Source organism: Streptomyces yerevanensis (assembly GCF_000716805.1).
GTDB classification, from domain to species: domain Bacteria; phylum Actinomycetota; class Actinomycetes; order Streptomycetales; family Streptomycetaceae; genus Streptomyces; species Streptomyces flaveus.
Map to the genome: position 1 here is coordinate 38898 of NZ_JNWJ01000034.1, position 12929 is coordinate 51826.

The following is a 12929-nucleotide window of genomic DNA, read 5'->3' on the forward strand; positions in this document are numbered from 1 at the left end:
CAACGTGTCACTCAAGTGGCGTGCTGAAGCACGCCAGAAGGCCGACCATGGTCGCCGTTCAGGCTGAACGGCCTCCGCTCCCTCGTCCGTTCCTCAGGTGGGAGACGAACCAGTGCCGAGCCGCAGTAGCCGTTTCCTCCAGGGCCCCTGGCTCATGGAACAGATGCGTTGCACCGCGCACGACGTGGATCTCGCTCGGCGCGCTGAGCCTTCCGGCCGTCTCCTGGTTGATTCGCGAGTCCGGCTCGTCATCGCCGCCGACGATGAACAGCACCGGAGCCTGGACGCTCTGCAGCGCGTCGTACGTCAGGTCCGGACGCCCGCCCCGGATGACCACGGCCGAGACGCGTCGGGGCCGCTCGGCAGCCGCCAGCAGAGCCGACGTATCGGCACCGAAAAGACACACCGGAACATCGACGGTCTCCGGCCGCTGCTCCAGCCAGTCGATGGCAGCCACCAGCCGCTGCGCCAGGAACGGGATGTCGAAGAGATGCCGGGCCGAGCGTGCGTCCGCCCGTTTCTCCAGTTCAGTGAGGAGATCAAGGAGAAGCGTGCCCATTCCTGCCCGGTGGAACGTGTCGGCGAGCGCGCGGTCACGCGAGCTGCCCCGGGAGCTGCTACTGCCCTCGGTGATGACCACCACCGACCGCACCGGGCCGGAGATGACCAGATCGCCTGCGAGCGGGGCCCCTCGTGCGGGTACCAACACCAAGTCGGAGATCATCTGCTGCCTCCCAACGTGATCCTCGTTGGGCCTTTTGTGCCCGGGTACCCAAGGACAGATCCGGTACGCGCCGCCGGACACCGGGCGGGTGGCTCCCCCCCACCACCATGGCCCCACCGATGCATCCGAGCCGGCCGCCGCACGTCCCGGAACGGTCCTGGACCGCATCCGGGAGCGCGGGCGCCCTGCGCACCGGCCCGGTGGTGGTCCTGGACGAGTGATCTTCCTGGGTGATCTCCTGGGCGTGGCAGTCCGGTGCACTTGGTGCCGGAACCGCACAGGCCCGTGGTGTCATCGCACGCGCGTGTACTGGTTCACGCCGCCCACGAACGCCACCGTCGCCCGCCCCTGCAGCACGAGGACATCCAGATGCGCCGCCGTCTCGTTGACCGCGAGCATCTGGTTGAAGGCGCTGAGCTCGCCGAACGGCACCGCCCTGCGCGTCCATCCGAGCTTGCGCGCCACCGCGTGGGCGTCGAGCGTGTCCTCGCCCAGCGCCGTCAGGCTCTTGGCCAGCCGGTCGTCGTGGTGGGCGAGCAGTTCGGCGACCCGGGTGTGGGCACTGTCGGCGACCGGCCCGTGCGCGGGCAGCAGGCGGGCGTCGGCGTACCGGTTCATCAGCCGCAGCGAGTCCAGGTAGTCGGCGAGCGGCCGGCCGCCCGGCTCGGCCAGCTCGAAACCGATGGATGGGGTGATGTGCGGCAGGACGTGGTCCCCGGAGAACAGCAGCCCCCGCTGCTCGTCCAGGAACACGACATGTCCCTTGGTGTGTCCCGGAGTTGGTACGACATGCAGTTCGCGCTCGCCGAAGCGGAGCGTTTCGGCGGCGAGCCAGTGATCGGGGGCCTCCCACACACTCGGGTCGTAGCCGCCGTGGTCCATCGCCTGGATACGGTCGGCGAGTTCGCCGGCTCCTGCCCTGCGCAGGGTCTCCAGTGAGCCGGCGGGTTCGTCGCTGCGCAGTCGGTCGAGCATCTCCAGGCCCGGGCGTTCACCCGCGCCGAGGTAGACGCGCGAGCCCAGCAGCCGGCGCAGTTCCACCGCGTTCGTGTAGTGGTCGCGGTGGATGTGGGTGACGAGGATGTGGCTGATGTCGCCGAGGTCGCGGCCGATGGAGGCCATCGCCTCCTCCAGCGCCTTGCGCGCTTCGGGGATCGCCCAGCCGCCGTCGATCATGACGATGCCGCCGTCGTCGGCCAGGTCCTCCAGCAGGTAGACATTGACGGCGTGCAGGCCGTCGTTGGGAAGCGGCAGAGGAACGCGGTGCACCCCGGGCTGTACGGTCTGGACCCCGGCTGCGGCCCACGGGCCCTGGTCGAACCGCGTTGTCATGATCCTCCTTGGTTGATGCACCACCGTGAATCACCCCGGATGGCGTGCGTGGCGGCGCAGTTCGCGAATGAGTTGTCTCGTCAGCCCCGACCGGTCCGGTCGCCCTGATCGGACGTACGGGCGTGCAGTCTGCCCGCCAGGTCCCGGGCTCCACTCCGGTCGAGCTTTCCCACCTTGGTCTGGGGCAGTTCCTCGACGCCGTACACGAATTCGGGCCACTTGGTCTTGGACAGGCCGACGCTCTCCAGGTGCCCGGTCACCTCGGCCAGGTCGATGCCTCCGCCGTTCTCGGTGACGACGAGCAGCGCCACGCGTTCGCCGAGGACGTCGTCGGGAACCGCCGCGACACAGGCCCTGGCCACACGCGGGTAACTGGTCACCGCGCGCTCTATCTCGGTGATGTCGATGTTGCGTCCGCCGCGGATGATGATGTCCTTCTCGCGGCCCATGATGCTGATGGTGCCGTCCTCATGGGTCATCAGCAGGTCGCCGGTGGACAGGTAGCCGTCGTCCGTCAGCGCCGGCGGATCGACCTTGCCGTCGCGGGCGTAGCCGAGGAAGAGGGAAGGGCCGCGCACGTGCGCCCGTCCGGTCACGCCCGGTCCGGCTACCTGCCCGTCAGGAGTGAGCGCGCGCACATCCGTCCCCGGGAAGGGCCGGCCGTCCCTGCCGAGCCGGATCTCCTCGGGTTCGTCGGGGCTCGGCGAGGTGTGGCCGAGGCACTCGGACATGCCGAAGACGCGAAGGATCTTCGTCCCCAGGGACTGTTCGGCCCGGGCCAGGGCTCCGCGGTCCATGGGCCCGCCGCCGACGGTGATCGACCGGACACCGCGAAGGATGCCGGAGCCGGCCGCCTCGGCGCCCATCTGCAGCGCCATGGTCGGTACGCACATGGTCCAGCGGACGTCGGCCTCGGCCATCCGCCGCAGTACGACGGCCCGGTCCCACTTCCCCGTCATGACGAGTGGCCCGCGCAGCAGGAGCGAGAGGTAGACGCCGAAGCAGTACGCCGCCGTCGACGACAGCGGCACGATCGCGGCGACGGCGTCCCCGGGAGACAGGCCGTTGACGGTCATGGTGCTCGTGGCGGCATAGCGCAGGGCCCGCTCGGACTGGACGACGCCTTTGGGCCGCCCGGTCGACCCTGAGGTGAGGCCGATCAGGACGCCGCCCGACCAGCGCGACACATCACGCTCACCGGGAGCAGACAGGCACTGCCAGCCGTCGAGCACTGTCTGCTCCGGGCCTCGCAGCCGTTCGGGCACCGCCCACTCGGCCATCGCCGAGGGCTCGGCGACGACGGCGTCCGGGCGGATGTCCTCCCAGGCCGCGGTGAACTCCGCTGGTGTGGTGTGCCGGTTGACCACCGCGACAACACCGCCGTCGCCGCCGGTCAGGCCCACGGCGAGGGTGGCGGCGACGGTACGCCATGAGTTGTCGGCCTGGAGCAGGACGGTCCCGCCCGTCGTGCCGGCGGTGGACAGCACTCCGGCCAGCCGCGTGGCCTCATCGAGCAGCTGCCGGGCCGTATGGCTGCCCGCATCGTCGATGACGGCTACGAAGTCGGCCTCGTCCGCCTTCTGTTGGAACTCTCGCACTACCTGTCGCATCTCGTCCCTCGCTGCGCCGTGCCGAACTCCGTCTACTGAACGCTGCGGTGCTTGCCGACCTGGTGAACCGGGATGGGCCGGCCGTTCTCCGGACCGCCGGAAGCCTCAGGCCGCGAACATCTCCGCCTCGTGCCCCATCACCGCGATGCGGCGGCCCTTCATGTCGCCGACTTGTGCGACGGCATCGGCCCACTCGGGGCTCGCGAGGGCCTTCTTCAGGTCCTCCGGGGAGTCGAAGCTGAGCACGGAGATGCCGTCCCAGCCTTCGGAGCGCGGCTCCAGAGCGGCGTCGACCTCGGTGTGCCGCCACGCACGCAGTCCGGGCAGGCGGTAGGTCAGCTCGGCGTGGTCGCCGCGCCACCACTCGATGAACCGCTCGTGCGTCCACTCCGGAGGCCGGGCTGCCAACAGGACGAGGTTGTACATGACGGTCCTCCGTACATGGTTCGGCCGTACGTGGTCGGCCGTACGTGGTCAGTCGGACGTGGTCGGTCGGACGTACTCGGTCAGGTGAAGCGGATCTCGGACGAGCGGCCGATCAGCAGGCGCTGCAGCCGGCCGTCGCCGTTCACCCGGCCGGCGGCGACGAAGGTCGCCTCGGGGGCACCCCCGCGTCGTACCTCCCCCAGGAAGAGCTCGTCCTGGCCGAGCGTGGTCGCCGACAGCAGATGGTGGGTGCGTGTGCCCTTCTCGCGCTGTTCGAGATAGCCCACGAGGGCATCGCGGTCCCCGGCGAAGTCGGTGGCGTTGCCGTCGCCGGTGGAGAACAGGATGGACAGCGAGAAGTCGTCGCTGATCAGGTCGAGGATCCGGGACGGCTCGTCCCCGTCGAGAATCTCGAACCAGGCGGTGAGGAAGGGGGCCGCGGTCGAGGTGTCGGTCATGTCCGGCTCCTCTCGTTCGTGGCCTGCCCGGACCAGTCGACGAGCTCGAAGGAAGTGGTGAAGAAGGACTGGTAGCGCGCCAGGAGTCCGCCGGGCGACACCACCGCGGCGGAGAGGAAGGAGCCGGTGTACCGCCCGCCCTCCGTCACCACCCCGTAGACGGTTTCGACGTCGCCGTCCCGGCTGTAGCGCAGGATCTCGTGCGCACGGTCCGTGGGATTGCGGCCCGCGATGTACGCGGCGAAGTCCTCCCTGGACTTGCCGGTGACCTCCTTGCCCGGCAGGGCGATGAGGAAGCGGAAGTCGGGTTCGAGCAGGTCCAGCGTCCGCTCCGGATGCCGGCTGTCCATGCTGGCCATGTATGCACGCAACGCCATAGGAACCCTCTTCAGATCAACCTGAGCCAAGTTCAATTCAGTTTGGATGGTAATCCCGTGGAAACAGGCCTGGCAATAGTGCGTCACGAAGCTTCCGCGGCGGTAGCTCGGCGCCGGAAACGGGCACGGCAAAGCCCCCTGACGGTTGTCCACCAGGGGGCAGGAAGGCCGACCGGAGAAGCCGAGGGCCACTCAGGGCGTCATGTGGCGACCATCCGCACGCAGGCGCCCTCGATCAGTTCGCTGACCTCGGACAGCGGCGTCGGCCCCGACGGCCGGTACCACCGCCAGACACTGACGATCAGGCCGAGCACGCTCGCGCCCAGCAACTGCGCGTCGCGAAGCGGGAACGCGCCCTGGGACATGCCACGCACCAGCAGGTTCGTCCAGTCCCGCTCGACGAGCTGGACCAGTTGGCGGGCCGCGACGCGCTCGGCCTCCTCCCGCTTGGACTTGCGCGGGCCGGAGAGCAGGTCCATGTGGTTCTGCAGGATGCGCATCTGCAGAACCTCGTGGTCGGAGACGTCGTACGCCGCCCGTACGGCCGCCCGGAGCGCCTCGACCGGATCAGCGGCGTCCGCTGTCGCCTCCGTGAACTTGTCGTGGGACCGCTGCAGTTCCACCCGCATGATGGTGAGCAGGCAGTGGGTCTTCGACTCGAAGTAGTGGTACAGCGCGGTCTGTCCAATGCCGACCCGCTCCGCCACGGTGGACCACTTGGTGGCCTCGAAGCCTGTCTCACCGAAGCAGTCGACGGCTGCCGCCAGGATGGCGGCACGCTTGGACCTCGGTCCCGCTTCCGGTTCAACGATCCTTGTCGCCATGGCCTACTCGTCTCCTGGCTGCCGCCCGTCTCTTCGTACCCGAGAGTAGCCCCAAGCTGAACTCAGTTGCCAATCGGCTTCAGGTCAAAGACGCTCGAGCACCGTCGCGTTGGCCATGCCGCCGCCCTCGCACATCGTCTGCAGACCGTAGCGTCCGCCCGTCCTGCGCAGTTGGTGGACGAGCGTGGTCATGAGCCGGGCGCCGGTGGCGCCGAGCGGATGCCCGAGCGCGATGGCGCCGCCGAAGGCGTTGACCCGCTCCGGAGCGGCGCCGATCTCCTTCTGCCAGGCGAGGACGACGGAGGCGAAGGCCTCGTTGATCTCGACCAGGTCGATCTCACCGATCGACAGCCCGGCCTTCTTCAGGACCTTCTCGGTGGCGGGGATCGGGCCGGTCAGCATCTGGATCGGGTCGGAGCCGACCACGGCCATGGTGTGCACGCGGGCCAGCGGGGTCAGACCGTGGCGGCGTACCGCCTCCGCGGAGGCGATCAGCAGGGCGGCTGCGCCGTCGGAGATCTGGCTGGAGACGGCTGCGGTGAGCTGGCCGTCCTCGGTGAGGGTCTTCAAGCCGGCCATCTTCTCGAGGGTGGTGTCGGCGCGCGGGCCCTCGTCGGCGGCGAGCCCGAAGGTCGGGGTGATCTCGTCGTCGAAGACGCCTTGGGCCTGGGCGGCGAGGGCCCGCTGGTGGCTGGTGAGCGCGAACCGCTCCATGTCCGTACGGGAGACGCCCCAGTTCTCGGCGATCAGCTCGGCCCCGCGGAACTGCGATACCTCCTGGTCCCCGAAGCGCTCGCGCCAGCCGTCTCCCGCGAACGGGCTGCCCATGCCGGCCTGTTCGCCGACGAACATCGGGCTGGCGATGGGCACCAGGCTCATCACCTCCACCCCACCGGCGACCACCAGATCGGCGGCGCCGGAGCCGACCGCCTGCGCGGCGAAGTGCACGGCCTGCTGGGAGGAACCGCACTGGCGGTCGATGGTGGTGCCGGGGACGTGCTCCGGCAGCCCCGCCGACAGCCATGCGGTGCGTGCGATGTTGCCGGTCTGCGCGCCGAGCTGGCTGACGCACCCGAAGTACACGTCGTCGACGGCGCCCGGGTCGGCGCCCGTGCGTTCCAGCAGGGCGCGCAGCACATGGGCGCCGAGGTCGGCCGGGTGCACGCCGCTGAGCGTGCCCTTGCGGCGGCCGACAGGGGTACGGACGGCTCCGACGATGAATGCTTCCGACACAGTGGGATCCAGGGGGTTTCGGGTACGGGTTCAGCTGCTGGGCGGGACGCGCGTGAAGTCGGGCGCCCGCTTGCCGAGGAAGGCGGCGACGCCCTCACGGCCCGCGTCGGAGGCGGCCGCGGCGGCGATCGCACGGGCCTCACGGTCCAAGTGCGGACCGAGGTCCGTGGTCAGCCCGGCGGCGACGAGGCGACGGGTGGCCCCGAAGGCGGCGGTGGGTCCACGACGCAGGGCCTCCGCCGTGTACGCGGCCTCGTCGGCCAGTCGGTCGGGGGCCACGACCCGGCTCACCAGTCCGATCTCCGCGGCTTCTGCCGCCGGTATGCGGCGGTTGGTCAGCAGCAGGTCCAGGGCCCGCTTGGCACCGACGAGCCGGGGCAGGAACCAGCTGACTCCGGCGTCCGGTGAGTAGCCGATACCGGTGTACGCGGCGGTGAACGAGGCGTTGTCGGCGGCGAGGGTCACATCGGCGGCCGCGGCCAGACCGAGGCCCGCTCCCGCGACGGATCCCTGCACGGCGGCCACCACGGGCGCGTCGCTCGCGGCGAACGTACGCAGGGCGTCGTGCAGCGCGTCGGTCACCGCGGTCAGGTGCTTCTCCAGCGCCTCACCGGAGAGCCCTGAGAACTCCCTGAGGTCGCCTCCGACGCAGAAGGACTTCCCCTCGCCGGTCAACAGCACGACCCGTACGGCCTCACGTGCGCAGGCACGCGCCGCGTCCAGCAGTCCGCGTGCCATGTCCAGACCGATGGCGTTGCCCGCCTCGCCGCGGCGCAGGGTGACGCGGGCCAGTCCGCCGTCGTCGATCTCGATGCCGACCCTCATCGCTGCGGCCTTCATCGCGCGGTCCATCCGCCGTCGACGGTCAGCACCTGGCCGGTGCAGTACGAGGAGGCGTCCGAGGCGAGGAACAGCAGCGCACCGTCGAGTTCATGGCCGTCGCCGCCGCGCCGCAGCAGGGTGTTGCGCTCGACCCAGCGGCTGGAGCGTTCGTCGCTGAAGAGGTCCGCGGTCATCTCGGTACGGAACCAGCCCGGGGCGAGGGCGTTGACGCGGATTCCGCTTGAACCCCATTGTCCGGCCAACTCCCGTGTCAGGCCTATCAGTCCGGCTTTGGACGCCGAGTAACTCGCGCCGCCGAGCGGGGCGGCGGTCACCAGGCCGAGGATGGAGGAGACGTTGATGATGCTCCTGCCGCTCGCGTGACCGGATGCCTCGGCGGTGAGACGGGCGAGGTGGTAGGGCGCGGTGAGGTTGACGCCGAGGACGTCGGCGAAGGCATCCGGGGATTCGTCCTCGGCACGGGTCTCGCCGGAGGTGGCCGCGTTGTTGACCAGGATGTCGATGCGGCCGGTGGTGGCCAGCGCGGTCTCGGCCAGCCGCGTACGGTCGGCGGCGAGCGAGACGTCGCAGGCGACGGGGTGGATTCGGGCGTCGGAGTCGGCGAGTTCCTTCAGCCGGTCGGTGCGGCGGGCGGCGGCGAAGACGGTGGCGCCGGCCTGCGCGAGGACGGCGGCGAAGCGTGCGCCGAGCCCGGCGGAGGCACCGGTGACGATGGCTGTCCTGCCCTGGAGCGAGAACAGCTCGGCGGCGGACGGCGGCGCGCTCACTCGTCCACCCCGATCGGCAGGGCGGTCGCGCCGCCGTCCAGCACCAGGGTCTGGCCGGTCATCCAGGAGGAGGCGTCCGAGGCCAGGAACAGCGCCGCGTTCGCCACGTCCTCCACCGTGCCGAGGCGCCGCAGCGGCAGCTTGGCGGTGAGGATCGGTTCGCGTATCTCCCATACCGCCCGCGCCAGTTCGGTCTTGATCAGACCGGGAGCGATGGCGTTGACCCGCGCCCGCGGCCCGAGTTCGTAGGCGAGCTGCCGGGTCATGTGCAGCATGGCGGCCTTGGTGGCGTTGTAGTAGCCGATGTGCGGATCGACGATCAGCCCGCCGACAGAGGCGATGTTGACCACCGCTCCCCCGTGCTCGGCCATCCAGGCCCGCCAGGCGCAGCGGGTCCAGGCGATCATGCCGTACTGGTTGACGCGTACGGTCTTCTCCGCGCGCGGCAGGTCCAGGTCGAGCAGATCGCCGTGGTACGGGTTCGTCGCCGCGTTGTTGACGAGGATGTCGACCCGGCCGAAGCGGGCCATGGTCTCGTCGACGCAGGCCTCCGCCTGCTCGGGTTCGCCCGCGTTGGCCACCACCGTGTGCACGTCGCCGTCGCCCTTGACGCGCAGCAACTCCTCGCGCGCCTCGGCGAGTCCGGCCGCCTTGCGGGCCGCGATCACCACGTGCGCGCCGGCCGCCCGGTAGGCGGTCGCGATGCCGAGGCCGATGCCGCGGGATCCACCGGTGATGACGGCGACCCTGCCGTCGAGGGTGCTGGCGCTCACGGTGCCCCTGCCTTCGTGTCGTTCTTCTGGTGCGTGGCCTCGTAATCGGGCTTCTTGGGCTCGGCGTACTTGGCGAGTTCCTGCCGGGCCACCGTCCGCAGATGCACTTCGTCGGGGCCGTCCGCGATGCGCAGCGCCCGTGTGATGGCGTACAGGCGGGCCAGCACGGTGTCGTCGCTGACGCCCGCCGCGCCGTGCGCCTGCACCGCGCGGTCGACCACCTTGTGGGCGACCTCCAGCGCCGCGACCTTGATCGCGGCGACCTCCATCCGGGCGGCGGCGTTGCCCACGGTGTCCATCAGCCAGGCGGACTTGAGAACGAGGAGGCGCAGCTGCTCGATCTCGATGCGGCTGCGGGCTATCCACTCGCGTACGACGCCTTGGTCGGCGAGGGGCCCGCCGAAGGCAATGCGCGCGGTAACGCGCTCGCACATCAGCTGCAGGGCGCGCTCGGCGAAGCCCACGGCGCGCATCGCGTAGTGCATCCGTCCGGGGCCGAGTCGTCCCTGGGCGAGCGCGAAGCCCTCTCCCTCGCCCCTGAGGATGTTCTCCACCGGCACGCGGACGTTCTCGAAGAGGACGTCACCGTGTCCGAGCCGGTCGGTGTAGCCGAACATCGGCAGGTCGCGCAGGACCGTGACGCCCGATGTGTCCCGGGGGATGAGCAGCATGCTCTGCTGCCGGTAAGTGGGCGCGTCCGGGTCGGTCTTGCCCATCAGGATGATCAGTTTGCAGTCGGGGTCGAGGATCCCGGACGTGTACCACTTGCGGCCGTTGACGACGTAGCTGTCGCCGTCGCGGGTGATACGGGTGCGGATGTTGCGGGCGTCGGAGCTGGCGACTTCCGGCTCGGTCATGGCGAAGCAGGAGCGGATCTCCGCTTCCAGCAGGGGCTTCAGCCAGCGCTCCTGCTGTTCTGGAGTGCCGTAGAGCGCGAGCAGTTCCATGTTGCCGGTGTCGGGTGCCGAGCAGTTGAACACCTCGGGGCCGATGACGGAGCGGCCCGCCAGCTCGGCGAGCGGCGCGTACTCGAGGTTGGTGAGTCCCGCGCCCCAGTCACCGTGCGCCATGAAGAGGTTCCACAGGCCCTCGGCGCGCGCCTTCTCCTTCAGTTCGGTCATCACGGGCGGCAGCGCGTGCGGGTCGTCCGCCTCGGCGAGCTGCCGGTCGTAGACCGCTTCGGCGGGGAAGACATGCTGCTCCATGAACGACCGCATACGGTCCTGGAGTTCACTCGCCCGTGGCGAGAATCCGAAATCCACGATTGCTCCTGTCCGGGGTGCCGGGGTGCGGGGTGCCGGGGTGCGGGGTGCCGGGGTTCGTGTGGTCGGTCCGGATCAGCCGAGGATGTCGCGTGCCGTGCGGATCATCGCGGCGATGGTCGGCGGCAGTCGTTCCTGGTCCGGGTCGTGGTGCTTGCCCTCGCGGTGCCGGCGCAGGTTGTGGCCCATGATCGCGGCCATCTTCATGCGGCCGAGCGCCCGGAACCAGTCCATCGCGGGCAGCGCGGGCCGGCCGTCGAGGTAGGCGCCCAGCAGTTCGGCCTCGCTGGGCAGACCGGGCACGGCGCGCCCCAGCTGAGGGAAGTTGCGGTGGTCGGCGAAGAGCAGGAACCAGCCGAGGTCGATGCGCGGGTCGCCGACGCTCCAGATCTCCCAGTCGACGACGGCCACCACGCGCTCGCCGTCACACAGCACGTTGCCGAGCCGGAAGTCCCCGTGCAGCAGAACCGGTGGGAGGCCGCCGGGCACATCAGCGGCGAGGCGAGCCAGCAACTCCTCTCCGCCCGGCCGGAGTTCCGGTGGTACGGCGTGCAGGGTGCGGCTCCACCGCTCCAACTCACCGGCCGCGTCGAGCGGTTCAGGCGCGTCGAGCCCGGGCGTACGGGTGTCGGTGGCGTGCAGCCGCCGCAGGACGGAGGCGATCTCCAGCATGCGGGCACGGGCCGTGGCGGCGGGCACCTCGGACTCGTCGAGTACGGGCTCGACGGCCTCGCCGACCGCGAAGTCCATGGCGAACCATGCCGGCTGGGTCTCGTCGACGGCCACGACCCCCGGCACCGGCACCTGCTCCACGGACCCGGCCAGCGCGCCCAGCACGCGCGCCTGGCGCAGCACGTCGTTGCGTCCGACGGGCCGCTGCCCCGGAGGCACTGCCTTGACGACGTACCTGTGATCCCCGGCCATGACGGAGTACGTGAGCCCCGAGTGGCCGCCCGGCAGCACCGTCAACTCGCCGACAGGGGCGCCCGGGTGGCGGCGGGCGAGCCGGTCGCGGACCCGGACGGACAGCTCCGGCACCTGTGTGGTCGTGCTCATCGGACGGGCTCCTTGGGCAGGCCGAGCACGCGTTCGGCGAGGATGTTGTGCTGGATCTCGTCGGTGCCGCCCGCGATGCTGTACCCGGGGGCGCCGAGCAGGTGCTCCGTCCAGGCGTAGGTGCCCCACTCCCCCGTGTCCGCGACGAGGCTGGGCCCCAGCAGCTCGGAGACCAGATCGCTGGTGCGCCGCATGGTCTCGGTGGCGTAGAGCTTGCCTACCGAGGCTTCCGCGCCGGGCTCTCGTCCGGCCACGAGGGCGGCGGTCACCCGCAGTCCCATGAGCCGCTGGACGAGGGTGCGGATGTGGAGGTCGGCCGTCCGCTGCTGTTCGCTGCCGGTGAGCGGGCGGGACAGGTTCCGGGCCAGTTCCAACGCCCGGTCGGCGTTGTCCAGGCCGAGGTTGCCGGAGTCGAGCCGCTCGGCGGCCAGCACACTGAGCGTGACCCGCCAGCCCTCGCCGACCGGACCGAGCCGGTCGGTGTCGGGCACCACGACGCCGTCGAGGTAGACCTCGTTGAAGCTGGTGCCGCCGGTCATCTGCTGGATGGGCCGTACGGTCACGCCCGGCGCGTCCATGCGCACCAGGAAGACGGTGATGCCGGCGTGCTTGCGTACGTCCGGATCGGTGCGGCACACCGCGACGCACCAGGTCGCGACGCGGGCCCCGGAGGTCCACACCTTGTGCCCGGTCAGCACCCAGTGTTCGCCGTCACGCACCGCCCTGGTCCGCACCGCGGCGAGGTCGGATCCGGCCTCGGTCTCCGAGAACAGCTGGCAGGCCAGTTCGTCGGTGCGCAGCATGGGCCGTAGCCAGCGCTCCTTCTGCTCCTCGGTGCCCCAGATGCCGATCGCGGGAGCGACGAGCTGCTGCGTCACCGGGAAGACCTCGGTGCGATGGGGCACGTCGAAGGCCGCCTCTTCGGTGCGGTAGAGCTGCTCGTAGTACGCGGGCAGGCCCCGGCCCCCGTACGCCTCCTGCCAGTTGAGCGCGCCCCACCCCTGGTCGTAGCGGGTGCGTTCCCACTCCTGGATGCGGGCGGTGTGCTCGCGCTCCTGCTCCTCGGTCCAGTTCTCGAACACGGCGACGGAGTCGGAGCCGCTGCCCCATTCCTCGTCGGCGGCGCGGGGCCGGGCGACCGTGGCGAGCCACTGCCGGGCCTGGCTACGGAACTCCTCGGGCTCCGGGACAGCGCCGGCTTCCGGGATACCGCTCATCTCTTCTTCCACCTCCGATCGGCGGGA

14 protein-coding genes are annotated in these 12929 nt (G+C 70.5%); all 14 read right to left on the reverse strand.

The features are described 5' to 3' along the window. Positions 1-58 precede the first annotated feature (58 nt). Complete coding sequence (locus OP79_RS30465) at positions 59-724, reverse strand: dienelactone hydrolase family protein (protein ID WP_033324758.1); 666 nt, start codon at positions 722-724, stop codon at positions 59-61. A 291-nt stretch (positions 725-1015) separates the two neighbouring features. Continuing rightward, the gene (locus tag OP79_RS30470; RefSeq protein ID WP_033324759.1) at positions 1016-2056 is read right to left on the reverse strand and encodes an MBL fold metallo-hydrolase; all 1041 of its coding nucleotides are present in this window, start codon (positions 2054-2056) and stop codon (positions 1016-1018) included. Positions 2057-2136: 80 nt separating this feature from the next. Beyond that, positions 2137-3666: a class I adenylate-forming enzyme family protein gene (locus tag OP79_RS30475; protein WP_033324761.1), complete on the reverse strand. Its 1530-nt coding sequence runs from the start codon at positions 3664-3666 to the stop codon at positions 2137-2139. Positions 3667-3771: 105 nt separating this feature from the next. After that, complete coding sequence (locus OP79_RS30480; protein ID WP_033324762.1) at positions 3772-4092, reverse strand: EthD family reductase; 321 nt, start codon at positions 4090-4092, stop codon at positions 3772-3774. 80 nt (positions 4093-4172) lie between these two features. Further along, positions 4173-4550 (reverse strand): hypothetical protein, encoded by a 378-nt coding sequence (locus tag OP79_RS30485; RefSeq protein ID WP_033324763.1) that lies wholly within the window; start codon positions 4548-4550, stop codon positions 4173-4175. Beyond that, a complete protein-coding gene (locus OP79_RS30490; protein ID WP_033324764.1) occupies positions 4547-4927 on the reverse strand; it encodes a nuclear transport factor 2 family protein in 381 nt (126 codons plus the stop codon). The genes OP79_RS30485 and OP79_RS30490 overlap by 4 nt, the downstream gene beginning before the upstream one ends. 200 nt (positions 4928-5127) lie before the next feature. Next, on the reverse strand, positions 5128-5751 hold the full coding sequence (locus OP79_RS30495) for a TetR/AcrR family transcriptional regulator (protein WP_033324766.1): 624 nt from the start codon (positions 5749-5751) through the stop codon (positions 5128-5130). A gap of 84 nt (positions 5752-5835) precedes the next feature. Next, positions 5836-6984: an acetyl-CoA C-acetyltransferase gene (locus tag OP79_RS30500; protein ID WP_033324767.1), complete on the reverse strand. Its 1149-nt coding sequence runs from the start codon at positions 6982-6984 to the stop codon at positions 5836-5838. Positions 6985-7014: 30 nt separating this feature from the next. Further along, positions 7015-7824 carry an enoyl-CoA hydratase/isomerase family protein gene (locus OP79_RS30505; protein ID WP_245685504.1) on the reverse strand — a complete coding sequence of 270 codons (810 nt, stop codon included), beginning with the start codon at positions 7822-7824 and terminating at the stop codon, positions 7015-7017. Next, positions 7821-8594, reverse strand: coding sequence for an SDR family NAD(P)-dependent oxidoreductase (locus tag OP79_RS30510; protein ID WP_033324768.1), 774 nt, complete (start codon positions 8592-8594; stop codon positions 7821-7823). The genes OP79_RS30505 and OP79_RS30510 overlap by 4 nt, the downstream gene beginning before the upstream one ends. Continuing rightward, a complete protein-coding gene (locus OP79_RS30515) occupies positions 8591-9367 on the reverse strand; it encodes an SDR family oxidoreductase (RefSeq protein ID WP_033324770.1) in 777 nt (258 codons plus the stop codon). The genes OP79_RS30510 and OP79_RS30515 overlap by 4 nt, the downstream gene beginning before the upstream one ends. After that, positions 9364-10629: an acyl-CoA dehydrogenase family protein gene (locus OP79_RS30520; RefSeq protein ID WP_051745041.1), complete on the reverse strand. Its 1266-nt coding sequence runs from the start codon at positions 10627-10629 to the stop codon at positions 9364-9366. Before OP79_RS30520 ends, OP79_RS30515 begins: the two co-directional genes overlap by 4 nt. Positions 10630-10704: 75 nt before the next feature. Beyond that, on the reverse strand, positions 10705-11685 hold the full coding sequence (locus OP79_RS30525) for a phosphotransferase family protein (RefSeq protein WP_033324771.1): 981 nt from the start codon (positions 11683-11685) through the stop codon (positions 10705-10707). Beyond that, entirely contained in the window at positions 11682-12902 is a 1221-nt protein-coding gene (locus OP79_RS30530; protein ID WP_033324773.1) for an acyl-CoA dehydrogenase family protein, read from the reverse strand. Before OP79_RS30530 ends, OP79_RS30525 begins: the two co-directional genes overlap by 4 nt. Positions 12903-12929 lie beyond the last annotated feature (27 nt).

Bases quoted from the DNA above. Each gene is read 5' to 3' on its own strand.
- OP79_RS30485 (WP_033324763.1), bottom strand. From the start codon at position 4,550: ATGACCGACACCTCGACCGCGGCCCCCTTCCTCACCGCCTGGTTCGAG.
- OP79_RS30505 (WP_245685504.1), bottom strand. From the start codon at position 7,824: ATGAAGGCCGCAGCGATGAGGGTCGGCATCGAGATCGACGACGGCGGA.
- OP79_RS30465 (WP_033324758.1), bottom strand. From the start codon at position 724: ATGATCTCCGACTTGGTGTTGGTACCCGCACGAGGGGCCCCGCTCGCA.
- OP79_RS30490 (WP_033324764.1), bottom strand. From the start codon at position 4,927: ATGGCGTTGCGTGCATACATGGCCAGCATGGACAGCCGGCATCCGGAG.
- OP79_RS30530 (WP_033324773.1), bottom strand. From the start codon at position 12,902: ATGAGCGGTATCCCGGAAGCCGGCGCTGTCCCGGAGCCCGAGGAGTTC.
- OP79_RS30525 (WP_033324771.1), bottom strand. From the start codon at position 11,685: ATGAGCACGACCACACAGGTGCCGGAGCTGTCCGTCCGGGTCCGCGAC.
- OP79_RS30475 (WP_033324761.1), bottom strand. From the start codon at position 3,666: ATGCGACAGGTAGTGCGAGAGTTCCAACAGAAGGCGGACGAGGCCGAC.
- OP79_RS30495 (WP_033324766.1), bottom strand. From the start codon at position 5,751: ATGGCGACAAGGATCGTTGAACCGGAAGCGGGACCGAGGTCCAAGCGT.
- OP79_RS30470 (WP_033324759.1), bottom strand. From the start codon at position 2,056: ATGACAACGCGGTTCGACCAGGGCCCGTGGGCCGCAGCCGGGGTCCAG.
- OP79_RS30480 (WP_033324762.1), bottom strand. From the start codon at position 4,092: ATGTACAACCTCGTCCTGTTGGCAGCCCGGCCTCCGGAGTGGACGCAC.